Annotated in this window: 9 protein-coding genes; 4 read left to right on the forward strand and 5 right to left on the reverse strand. The window is 48.4% G+C overall.

Annotated features, from left to right (window positions below; genetic code table 11):
• Positions 1–25: 25 nt before the first annotated feature.
• Entirely contained in the window at positions 26–1,285 is a 1,260-nt protein-coding gene (locus tag CMM32_08360) for an acyl-CoA dehydrogenase (protein ID MBT06908.1), read from the forward strand.
• 8 nt (positions 1,286–1,293) lie between these two features.
• On the forward strand, positions 1,294–2,070 hold the full coding sequence (locus tag CMM32_08365; protein ID MBT06909.1) for a 3-beta hydroxysteroid dehydrogenase: 777 nt from the start codon (positions 1,294–1,296) through the stop codon (positions 2,068–2,070).
• A gap of 43 nt (positions 2,071–2,113) precedes the next feature.
• Here the strand turns inward: CMM32_08365 and CMM32_08370 are convergent, their stop codons facing one another.
• The 5 genes from CMM32_08370 to CMM32_08390 all read right to left on the reverse strand — a co-directional run bounded on the left by CMM32_08370 (position 2,114) and on the right by CMM32_08390 (position 8,724).
• Positions 2,114–2,572 (reverse strand): dehydratase, encoded by a 459-nt coding sequence (locus CMM32_08370; protein MBT06910.1) that lies wholly within the window; start codon positions 2,570–2,572, stop codon positions 2,114–2,116.
• A 98-nt stretch (positions 2,573–2,670) separates the two neighbouring features.
• Complete coding sequence (locus tag CMM32_08375) at positions 2,671–3,855, reverse strand: acetyl-CoA C-acyltransferase (GenBank protein MBT06911.1); 1,185 nt, start codon at positions 3,853–3,855, stop codon at positions 2,671–2,673.
• A gap of 61 nt (positions 3,856–3,916) precedes the next feature.
• Positions 3,917–6,007: a 3-hydroxyacyl-CoA dehydrogenase gene (locus tag CMM32_08380; protein MBT06912.1), complete on the reverse strand. Its 2,091-nt coding sequence runs from the start codon at positions 6,005–6,007 to the stop codon at positions 3,917–3,919.
• Between the two features lie 93 nt (positions 6,008–6,100).
• Positions 6,101–6,982, reverse strand: a complete 882-nt coding sequence (locus tag CMM32_08385; GenBank protein ID MBT06913.1) for a 2-hydroxy-3-oxopropionate reductase — start codon at positions 6,980–6,982, stop codon at positions 6,101–6,103.
• A gap of 62 nt (positions 6,983–7,044) precedes the next feature.
• Positions 7,045–8,724, reverse strand: coding sequence for a glutamine--tRNA ligase (locus CMM32_08390; protein ID MBT06914.1), 1,680 nt, complete (start codon positions 8,722–8,724; stop codon positions 7,045–7,047).
• A gap of 165 nt (positions 8,725–8,889) precedes the next feature.
• Between CMM32_08390 and CMM32_08395 the strand changes: the two genes are divergently transcribed.
• Both CMM32_08395 and CMM32_08400 read left to right on the forward strand, forming a co-directional pair.
• Positions 8,890–10,110 carry a hypothetical protein gene (locus CMM32_08395; GenBank protein ID MBT06915.1) on the forward strand — a complete coding sequence of 407 codons (1,221 nt, stop codon included), beginning with the start codon at positions 8,890–8,892 and terminating at the stop codon, positions 10,108–10,110.
• 28 nt (positions 10,111–10,138) lie between these two features.
• Positions 10,139–10,534 (forward strand): hypothetical protein, encoded by a 396-nt coding sequence (locus CMM32_08400; GenBank protein MBT06916.1) that lies wholly within the window; start codon positions 10,139–10,141, stop codon positions 10,532–10,534.
• Positions 10,535–10,626: the final 92 nt, after the last annotated feature.

A 10,626-nucleotide genomic window follows, 5' to 3' on the forward strand; every position in this document is an offset into this window, starting at 1 on the left:
GTAACAGGTAGAGTAGGTTTTTCATATGGAATTCGAACATTCGACTAAAGTGAAAGAGCTTCAAGCGCGGGTTTCAGCGTTCATGGAAGCCCATATTTATCCAAACGAGAAGCTTTTTGATCAGCAGTTGGACGAGGGCGACACCCGCTGGCAAATCCCTCCAATTATGGAAGAGTTAAAGGCTAAAGCTAAAGCAGAAGGCCTGTGGAATATGTTCTTGCCAGACAGCGAGCGAGGATTTGGTCTTTCCAATCTTGAATATGCTCCTTTATGTGAGATTATGGGACGATCAAAGATCGCTTCGGAGGTGTTCAATTGTTCGGCGCCGGATACCGGGAATATGGAGGTTTTGGAACGATACGGAAATGACGAGCATAAGAGGGTCTGGTTGGAACCCCTATTGAACGGGGAAATTCGTTCAGCTTTTGCTATGACAGAGCCTAGGGTCGCTTCATCAGATGCTACCAACATAGAGTCCAATATTAAACGCGATGGCGATGAATATGTGATCAATGGCCGTAAATGGTGGACCTCAGGAATTGGAGACCCCCGGTGTAAGGTGCTAATTTTCATGGGCAAGACGGATCCTGATAATCCCGATCGTCACAAACAACAATCAATGGTTGTGGTTCCAGTAGAAACTCCAGGGATTAAAGTCCTGAGGACACTNCCAGTATTTGGTTATGATGATGCCCCCCATGGACATGGCGAAGTCGAATTCAAAGATGTGCGTGTACCTGCTAGCAATATTCTACTTGGTGAGGGTCGTGGGTTTGAGATAGCTCAAGGTCGGTTAGGGCCAGGTAGGATACACCATTGTATGCGGCAAATTGGAGTTGCTGAGCGGGCATTGGAGAAGATGTTAAAGCGGGTTAAAGAACGCACGGCTTTTGGGAAAAGCCTAGCGGAGCAAGGAACCATCATGGCGGACATTGCAAATTCCCGTATGGAAATTGAACAGGCCAGGTTGCTGGTCCTCAAGGCGGCATACATGATGGATACGGTGGGAAATAAGGANGCGCGCGCCGAAATTGCGATGATTAAGGTGGCTGTCCCCAACATGACCTTGCGGGTTGTAGATCGCGCCTTACAGGCTCACGGGGGTGGTGGTGTGACCTCGGACTTTGGCTTAGCACTATCGTGGGCACATGCTCGTACTCTTCGGTTAGCTGACGGACCTGATGAGGTTCATCGGGCGGCAGTTGCGAAACTTGAACTGCGCAAGCAACTAAGGCCAGAGCTTGAGGGTTACGAGGATATCGAATTGCTAGCCGGGCGCAGTTAACTCGTCTGATGGGGCGCGTGAGCGGAAAGGTCGCCTTGATAACGGGTGGTGCCTCTGGGTTAGGCCGCGAGGCCGCTCTAAGGTTGGTCGAAGAAGGTGCCCGGGTTTTAGTCACAGATATCAACCAGATAGATGGTGAGGCTGTGGCTAAGAGTCTGGGTTCAAACGGTGCGTTTGCCAGGCATGATGTTACCAAGGAAGAGGACTGGGTAACCGCTACTCAAGAGGCGTTAAAGGCTTTTGGGCGCCTGGATATCTTGGTTAATTCGGCTGGCATAGGAACCATGAATTCTGTCGAGGACTGTTCTCTAGAGGAGTGGCGACACGTTATGGCCGTGAATGGCGATGGGGTTTTTCTGGGGTGTAAATATGGTGTTGCGGCAATCAAACAAACCTCAACCAGCGAAGGTTCGGGCGGTTCTATAATAAACATTTCTTCGGTGTCTGGCCTTATTGGTGGACATAACCTTGCCGCCTACAATGCCAGCAAGGGTGCCGTGCGTTTGTTAAGCAAATCCGTTGCTCTCCATTGTGCAAGGAAAGGGTATAATATTCGCTGTAACTCCGTGCATCCTACTTTCATTGATACCCCCATGGTTCGCGCTATGTTCGAAGACGCCGACGATCCCGATAGGGTGCGGCAAAAGTTGTCTCGACAAGTGCCCTTAGGGCACATTGGTGAGCCCAATGATATAGCCTGGGCGATTGTATATCTGGCCTCTGACGAATCTAAATTCATGACTGGCGCTGAGTTGGTTGTTGATGGTGGAATAACGGCTATGTGATAGGGAAGGGTACGTTCTTTGCCTCTGCTCCGAACACCTGAGTCTAGCAGTACACTATACCTATATTTTCCGCTATGCAGGCCGGCCTTTCCTCTCCTTCTATTTCTATAGTTGTTTCGCCGACTACCTTTAGCCCGTCGTTTTTTACATCATCAACTGATTTTAAGCGATATCTTCCGCGCACCTTACTTCCAACTGGGACCGGTGCAGTAAATCGGACCCTATCGGTGCCATAATTAAGACTATGCTTCACTCCCTCCAACTTGTAGATCTCACCAATTATCTGAGGTAATAGGGACAGTGTCAGGAAGCCATGAGCTATGGTGGTCGCTCCGGGGAGCTCATTCTTAGCCCTTTCCACATCTATGTGGATCCATTGGAAGTCTCCGGTCGCCTCCGCAAACTTGTTTATTCGGTCTTGCGATATTTCGATCCATTCACTGACACCAAGTTCTTCCCCAACAAGAGACCTTAGTTCTTCTGCATTCTTTACAATGCGCATTTTTAGCATACTCCTGTGTTTAAGGCATAAAGGTAAAAGGCCTGCCGTAGGGCAGGCCTTTTGTTTACGTTTCTTGATTTTTACTAACCCTCAACTAGTCAGTTAACCTCAAAAAGACCAGCGGCACCCTGGCCGCCACCAATGCACATGGTAACCACAACGTGCTTTACTCCCCGGCGTTTGCCCTCGATCAATGCATGCCCAACCATACGAGACCCACTCATGCCGTAAGGATGCCCGATAGACACTGCTCCTCCATCAACATTGAGTTTGTCGTTGTCTATTCCCAGGCGGTCACGGCAATATAGTACCTGGACGGCGAAGGCCTCATTTAATTCCCAGAGCCCAATGTCTTCGACTTTTAGGCCGTGGCGCTCCAGTAATCTGGGAACGGCAAACACTGGTCCAATGCCCATTTCATCTGGTTCGCAGCCGGAAACAGCAAGGCCCCGATAGGTTCCTAAGGGCTCTAATCCTCGTTTTTCTGCGAGTGTGGAGTTCATGATGACACATGCTGAGGCTCCGTCGGACAACTGGCTTGCATTTCCAGCAGTGATGAAGTGGTTTTCTCCCCTCACTGGTTCAAGCGAGGCCAAACCTTCCATGGTAGTACTTGGGCGGTTGCCTTCATCTTGTTCCAAGGTTACCTCCTCCTCCCAACTATCACCAGTCTTTTTATCAAAGGCTAGTTTTGTAGTGGTCAGGGGAACTATTTCGTCATCAAATCGTCCTGCCTGCTGTCCGGCGGCCGTACGCAGCTGACTTTGTAGTCCATACTCGTCCTGCTGTTCACGGGTTATCCCGTAACGTTTTGCTACAACCTCGGCAGTGTCGATCATGGGTAAATAGAGTTCGGGTTTGTTATCGTTCAACCAATCTTCTTGCGCCCTGTATCCATTCTGGTTCTCGTTTTGAACCAAACTTATAGATTCTAGGCCTCCTGCAAGAACGACGGGTACATTATCAACAGTTACCCTATGAGCCGCAGTGCTTATCGCCTGGAGCCCTGAGGAACAAAATCGATTTATTGTTGCTCCAGATGTCGTGACAGGACATCCAGCTCTCAGGGCGGCTTGGCGAGCGATATTGCCCCCGGTTGCACCCTCTGGCATAGCGCATCCTAAAATTACGTCTTCTATCTCTTGTGGATCTACCTTGGCGCGCTCCATGGCGTGCTTGATAACATGTCCTCCCATGGTAGCCCCGTGGGTATTATTAAAAGCGCCCCGATATGCCTTTCCGATAGGTGTTCGGGCCGTTGATACGATTACTGCGTCTGCCATGACATCCTCCCGTAGTTTCTAATAGTAGTCTAATTGCTTCCAACGAACCTTTCTCTAGAGCCTATATGTCGCTAAAGGACTTCCCCTCTTCTGCAAGCCTTTTTAAGAGGGGAGCAGGCTCCCATACTTCACCAAATCTCTCATGATAGCTGCAAACGGTTTTGTATACCTTATCTAGGCCAACCATGTCAGCATATAGCATCGGTCCGGCACGATACCGGGGAAATCCATAGCCATTGGCATAAATTACGTCAATGTCACTTGCACGGAGCGCGATTCCCTCCTCCAGAATTTTTGCTCCTTCGTTGACAAGGGCGTACATGCACCGCTCCACTATCTCTTGTTTTTCTATCGGGCGCCGTTGGATTTGCCGCTCTTCACAGTATTTTTTTATAAGTTCCTCTATTTCTGGGTCGGGAACGGGCACCCTGCTGCCAGGCTCATATCGATACCATCCCGCGCTTGTTTTCTGGCCGAATCGGCCCATTTCGCATATTTGATCATCCAGCCCTGCCTCATCTTGGAATGCCCCATTTTCTTCCGCACGCCTTTTTCGAATTCGCCATCCAACATCGAGGCCGGCCAGGTCGCCCATGGCAAATGGCCCCATAGCCAGACCAAAATCAAACAATGCCTGGTCAACTTCTTGCGGAAGGGCTCCCTCTAAAATCATAAGATTTGCTTGTTTGGAATAACGAGCGAGCATTCGATTACCAACAAACCCGTCGCACACACCTACCAAAACAGGAACTTTCTTAATTGTTTTACCAAGCTTCATGGTTGTGGCGATTACTTCTTTGCTAGTCTTGGCTCCTCGGACAATCTCCAGGAGTTTCATGACATTAGCTGGGCTGAAAAAGTGGGTGCCTATAACCGCCTCGGGCCGGCCGGTTACCGATGCTATCTCATCTACGTCCAGAGTAGAGGTGTTGGTTGCCAAGATGGCACCATCTTTCATTACTCTGTCTAGTTTACGGAAGACTTCTTTCTTTATATCCATTTCTTCAAAGACTGCTTCCACGACTATGTCCGTGTCAGCGATGTCTTCATAGGATAGGGTCGGAGTGATTAACCCAAGACGTTGGTCCATATCCGACTGTGTTAATCGACCTTTCTTTACGGTGTTGGCATAATTTTTTCGGATTATTTCAAGTCCCTTATCTAGGGCTTCCTGATTGGCCTCCAATAAAGTTACGGGTATGCCTACGTTTATAAAATTCATCGCAATTCCACCGCCCATTGTACCAGCGCCAAGGACGGACGCTGTTTTTATCTTTTTTGTGGGCGTCTCACGTGGAACGTCAGGAATCTTTGTACAGGCCCGCTCCGCAAAGAATAGGTTCATTAATCCCTTGGCTTGGTCCGATTTCAGGCATTCTTGGAAAAGTTCTCGTTCGCGCTCTACCCCTTTGTCAAATGGAAGTTCAACAGAAGCTTTAGCGCATTCGATTATTTTGTAGGGGGCGAGGTAGCCACGGGCACGTTTTCTTATAGATTTTTCGAAGTTGTCAAAAAAATCTGCCGCGGGAGGGGACACGGATTCTTCGCGAATTTTTCGGAGTGGGCGGCTTTCTGCAGAGACTTGCTTCGCAAATGCAACGGCACCTTCAACCAGACTGTTCTCCACCACATGATCTATTATGCCTAGGCTTAGGGCCTTTGGGGCCGGTACAAACTCTCCGCTGACCATTAGTGGAAGTGCCCTCTCCACACCGCAAACGCGGGGCAAACGTTGAGTGCCTTGGCCTCCAGGTAAGATGCCTATTAATACCTCGGGCAGTCCGTAGAGGGAGTCAGTGGTTCCGCAGCGATAATGGCATGCCAGAGCTGTCTCGAGCCCACCCCCAAGAGCATTGCCATGAATAGCGGCAATTATAGGTTTGGTGGAGGCTTCAAAGTTCGATATCATGTCATCTAGGTTTGCGCTTCCGGCCGGCGGTGGTGTTAAGAACTCATTGATGTCGGCTCCCGCTATGAAGCTTCTGCCGCCTCCCATGAGCACCATCGCCTTCACGGTGGGATCTGACGTTCCTGCCTGGACGCTATCAATAATGCCTTGGGGAACACCGACCGACAGCGCGTTAACCGGCGGATTATTGACTGTAATAACGCCAATTGAGTCCATTATCTCAAAGTTAACTAGATCAGTCATAATGCCTCGCTTTTATTCTAATTTTCTAGCCCAACATTGACTAAGCATATGTGTGAGCGGAGTGCAACTATTGTTGGTTTCATTTCGCGTTAATTATTTTTTATTGCCATCATCATCATAAATACGAATAAATTGGGTGATATCATTCTCCCCAAGCCCCTTATCAATTGCAAGACGGACCATTTGAGTGGCTATGCCGGACATTGGTAGAGAAGTGGCTGTATCTCTTCCAAGTGAAAGGATTAGGTCAAGATCTTTTTGTGCAACTTTTAGTTTTCCAGTCACTGTGGTGTCTCGTGAGGCCATTTGCTCACCAAAGACCTCAAGTATTCTGGAGTTTGCAAATCCAGCGGCAAAAATTTCTGGCAAAGATTGTGAGGCTACGCCGCCGTTCTCTGCGAGCTTTATCATTTCAGCCATGGTAACCATTGTCGTCATAACCATTACTTGGTTACATATTTTGGTAACTTGCCCAGTTCCGCAATCGCCCATGTAGATAATGTCTGTTGCCATGTGCTTGAGAATGTTCATGAGGTCTTCGACAGCGGTGGCTTCTCCGCCTGCGAACATGGTAAGGGCACCTTTTTCGGCGCCAACAACTCCACCAGTTACGGGAGCATCAATGTAGGCAACTCCGTAGCTATCTTTTAACTCTGCTCCGAAATTACGTGCCGCTTTCAGTCCTATAGTAGAAAAATCAACGATGGCTTGAGGCGGGTTACCCGATACGAGCCCGTTCTCACCAAAAACAATCTCTGTGACCGCTGCCTCGTCGGTCAAGCAGAGAAAAACCACGTCGCTGTTTGCCGCTACCTCAGCTGGGCCTGAGGTAGTTGAGGCACCCGCATCAACCAACGTCTGTGTCTTTGTGTCTGTGCGATTCCAAACAGTAGTAGTAAAACCGGCCTGAACTAAGCGGAGGCACATGGGCTGGCCCATCAGGCCCAGTCCAATAAATCCAACGGGTTTGTTCATATTGGTCTCTTATTTTCCCTACATTTGGAACGGCTTAGAACTTTGCGGGACGACCGCATCTCTCAACCTTTCGCTTTTAAGTTTTTAGCCCAGCTGTCCCGCAGCCCTATCGTCCGATTCCAGACATCAGCACCTTCTGTCGCTTCTATATCCCGCCAAAAATAACCCACTCGCTCAAATTGGACCGGTGTTTCCGTTTGTAAATCAGCTAGGGCAGGTTCAAGCATACAGTTTTTAATCACCTCTTGGGAGGCGGCGTTAATAGCATCGCTTAGGTTGCCGCTAAGGTCTGGTGCTTCATCTTTGAAAAGGTGCTGGAACAATCGGACTTCTGCAGTGTGCGCATAGTCCGCAGCGACCCAGTGTATAGTGCCCTTTACTTTACGTCCGTCCGGAGTATTCCCCCCCTTGGTTTCAGGGTCATAGATGCAATGTATTTCAATCACCTTGCCTGTGTTATCTTTAACTATGTTAGTGCATGTGATGAGATACGCGTAACGTAGGCGGACCTCTTTACCAGGGGCGAGACGAAAAAACTTTCTCGGTGGGTCTTCCATGAAGTCGTCTTCTTCTATGTAAAGTTCGCGACAAAAAGGAATGCGCCTGCTGCCTGCCTCCACGTCGTTAGGGTTATTGGGAGCTTCTAGTTGTTCGGTTTCTCCGGGCGGATAGTTGTCTATGATTACTTTAACTGGGCGGAGCACGGCGAGATACCTGGATGCTTTTTGATTCAGAACGTTCCTTACACAGTGCTCCAGCATTGCGACGTCGACTATCGAATCACGTTTGGAGACCCCAATTCGTGCAGCAAAGTCACGGATAGCCTCGGGTGGGTAGCCTCTGCGCCGCAGGCCAGCCAAGGTCGGCATCCTTGGGTCATTCCAACCTGACACAAGTTTTTCGTCCACAAGCCGGGTTAAGACCCGTTTTGATAGGACCGTGTGGGTGAGGGAGAGCCGGGCAAATTCATGTTGCTGCGGCCTGGAGGCTACGGGAAGATTGTTGAGAAACCACTCATAAAGGGGGCGATGATCCTCAAATTCCAAGGTGCAAATAGAGTGGGATATCTTTTCAAGGGCGTCGGACTGCCCATGAGCAAAATCATAAGTAGGATATACATGCCAAGCACCACCAGTCCTCGGATGACTATGTTGCATTATTCTGTAAATGATTGGATCACGCATATTGATGTTGCCCGATCCCATATCTATCTTGGCACGGAGAACGTGTTCTCCTTCCTTGCATTTGCCTGACTGCATCTTTTCAAAAAGGTTTATATTTTCTTCAACCGATCGAGTGCGGTGAGGACTTTCCTTGCCTGGCTCAGTTAACGTACCTCGATATTCTCGGATTTGGTCGGGTGTTAAATCGTCAATATAGGCATTTCCGGTATGGATAAGGTGGGTTGCCCAAGCTAAAAGCTGATCAAAATAATCTGACGCGAAATACAGGTCGTCGTGCCAGTCAAACCCCAGCCATCGGACGTCCGCTATTATTGCTTCCACGTATTCTTGAGATTCTCGAGAGGGGTTGGTGTCATCGAATCGCAAATGACATTTCCCGTCAAACTCCTTAGCAATCCCAAAATTTAGGCAAATTGATTTAGCGTGGCCTATGTGCAGATAGCCATTTGGCTCTGGGGGAAACCGCGTAACGACATTTTGTGTCCTACCTTTTTTGACGTCGGCAGCAACGATATCTTTGATAAAGTTGTGCCCGTCAGAAGCATCAGTATTTGTCAAAATAGTATCCTTTTTCCCCGAAGGTAGGTTGTAAGTTTTAATATCTCTAATAAACCAAACTCTAAAATACCAGAAATTAAACTACCATGCCCCCTTTTGTTAGCTGTTGCGGCGTATATAGTATCTATCCCACTTGGGCAGGTCCCTAATACGGTGTTCATTTGAATGTGGAGTAGAGCATTGCTACATAGGAGGAAAGTTCTCGGCTTGGGGTTGGCGGCGGGTATGATGGCGCCCGCAAATACCCTCCTGCTGGCTGGGGACGCTGCGAGCAAGTCGAGTAAAATAACTCAGTATCGTACTTTGGGTAGTACGGGACTTGAGATCTCTGATATATCCTTCGGTTCCAGCCGTTCTTCGGATCCAGATCTAGTTCGTTATGCTTTGGACCGAGGAATAACGTTTTTTGATACGGCCGAGAGTTATAGGTTTGGTGCAGCAGAGTCGGCTCTAGGCGAGGGGCTGAGGGGTATTAGAAAGGATGTGGTCCTTGCATCTAAGACAAAGGCAGCCGCTAATGCCCGGTCGCAGGAAATAATGGATGCATTGGAGGGAAGTCTTAGGCGGTTGGAGACCGACTATCTGGACATTTATTATAATCATGCAGTGAACGATCTTGAGCGTGTCCGTAATGACGAATGGTATGAATTTTGTCTTAAGGCAAAGCAGCAAGGGAAGCTGCGTTTTACCGGAGTATCTGGACATGGGAAACGGTTGGTCCAATGTTTAGAGTATGTAATAGAAAATGACTTAGTCGACGTAGTCCTGGTGGCTTACAACTTTGGCCAGGATCCAAACTTTCTCAACAGACTCAAACAGAGTCTGCACTTTTCTTATGTACAGTCCGGTTTGCCACCCATCCTAAAAAAAGCGCGAGATAAAGGGATTGGGGTTGTAGCGATGAAAACTCTGATGGGCGCACGCCGTTCCGATATGGAGCCATTTGAACAGGATGGGGATACATTTTCTCAATCAGCGTTCCGATGGGTTTTATCAAGCCCGGAGGTCGATGGGCTTGTGGTTTCAATGACGAGCCGCGAAGAAATTGATGAGTATGTCGGGGCTTCAGGGCCCCCCGGTATCTCAGAGAGCCAGGTTGGTTTGTTGGATATCTATATGGAGCGTAATGGCTCGACGTTTTGTCAGCCGAGCTGCAATCAATGTATGGGCGCCTGTCCTTATGGTGTAGACCTTGCGGAGATATTTAGGACCCGCATGTATCTTTTGGATTACCAAGATCCCGTCTTGGCCCGACAGGAGTATGAGGAACTAACTGATAATGCAAAGATGTGCGTTGGCTGTACAGGAACGCCCTGCAAAAACGCCTGTCCTTTGCCTATACCGCTTCACGATTGGTTAAAGAGCACTGCCCGTGCCCTAGGTTAAGGGCTATTTTTGCTAGCGAAGAGGTCAAATGCGTCAGTTCTTTGTGCACTTTTTATTAATTCTTTCAGTGTGGACACTGCTGATTAAATTTGTGTTTCCTATAGCCTATGGGATAGCCCAGGAAGTTGTTTGGTCCACCTACATTATGTGGGACTTCTGGTGGGTGGCGCATTTGTGGTTAGCTTGGGCATTTCATTGTCAATCTCGTCATTTATATCTTTTAGCATTAGTGATATCGGTAACAGAGGTGATAATAATTTCAATTAAGTTTTATTTTTTCTTCGCCAATCCGCACTGGGACATATGGAGCAGCAACTGGTTTATCAATAAGATATTTGTGCTGTCGTGTTTTCTTATAATGCTTGGTTATTTGTACAGGGTCAGACTGGTGCTAGGTATGCCTATGAGCAGCACACACGACTAAACGCTTGTTAAAGCTCTTAACTGTCTATAGCAGCAGAAAAGGTGCGATATTGGCACACTTTTTTAGGGCGTTATGTCCAAGTCATTCAGAAA

This window comes from Rhodospirillaceae bacterium, assembly GCA_002728255.1.
Classification (GTDB): domain Bacteria; phylum Pseudomonadota; class Alphaproteobacteria; order UBA7887; family UBA7887.

What these genes read in the sequence shown, in the direction of transcription:
- CMM32_08365 (MBT06909.1), top strand. Translation starts at nt 1,294, where the DNA reads ATGGGGCGCGTGAGCGGAAAGGTCGCCTTGATAACGGGTGGTGCCTCT.
- CMM32_08370 (MBT06910.1), bottom strand. Translation starts at nt 2,572, where the DNA reads ATGCGCATTGTAAAGAATGCAGAAGAACTAAGGTCTCTTGTTGGGGAA.
- CMM32_08375 (MBT06911.1), bottom strand. Translation starts at nt 3,855, where the DNA reads ATGGCAGACGCAGTAATCGTATCAACGGCCCGAACACCTATCGGAAAG.
- CMM32_08380 (MBT06912.1), bottom strand. Translation starts at nt 6,007, where the DNA reads ATGACTGATCTAGTTAACTTTGAGATAATGGACTCAATTGGCGTTATT.
- CMM32_08385 (MBT06913.1), bottom strand. Translation starts at nt 6,982, where the DNA reads ATGAACAAACCCGTTGGATTTATTGGACTGGGCCTGATGGGCCAGCCC.
- CMM32_08395 (MBT06915.1), top strand. Translation starts at nt 8,890, where the DNA reads ATGTGGAGTAGAGCATTGCTACATAGGAGGAAAGTTCTCGGCTTGGGG.
- CMM32_08400 (MBT06916.1), top strand. Translation starts at nt 10,139, where the DNA reads ATGCGTCAGTTCTTTGTGCACTTTTTATTAATTCTTTCAGTGTGGACA.